The following is a 341-nucleotide window of genomic DNA, read 5'->3' as shown; positions in this document are numbered from 1 at the left end:
TCGCCCGGGCCTTCTCCTCGTCGCGCCGTCCGCCGCCGAAGACCGCGTCGAACTTCTCGGCCTGGATCTTCTCCGTCAGCGGCAGCGTCTGGAGCGGGTTGCGGGTCCCGTCGGGACGCTCCTTCAGCACCCCGCGGTCGATGTAGTCCTGCACGGAGGCGACATGCAGCCGCAGACCGTGCCGGTCGACCGCGCGGTCGCGGTACTCCAGCACCTCGGGGAAGTTGTGCCCCGTGTCCACGTGCAGCAGCGTGAAGGGGATCGCCGCAGGGGCGAAGGCCTTCAGCGCCAGGTGCAGCATGACGATCGAGTCCTTGCCGCCGGAGAAAAGGATCACCGGC

1 protein-coding gene is annotated in these 341 nt (G+C 69.2%); it reads right to left on the bottom strand.

Going from position 1 to position 341, the window contains the following annotated elements:
• Positions 1 to 341: phosphoadenosine phosphosulfate reductase family protein (locus RB628_RS41715; protein ID WP_318325806.1), on the bottom strand; the 341-nt coding region annotated here is incomplete at both ends.

The sequence above is a fragment of the Streptomyces sp. ADMS genome (assembly GCF_033441795.1).
In the GTDB taxonomy this organism is placed as follows: domain Bacteria; phylum Actinomycetota; class Actinomycetes; order Streptomycetales; family Streptomycetaceae; genus Streptomyces.
Note: the sequence above shows the minus strand (reverse complement) of the source record. Positions and strands in the feature narration are given on the sequence as shown.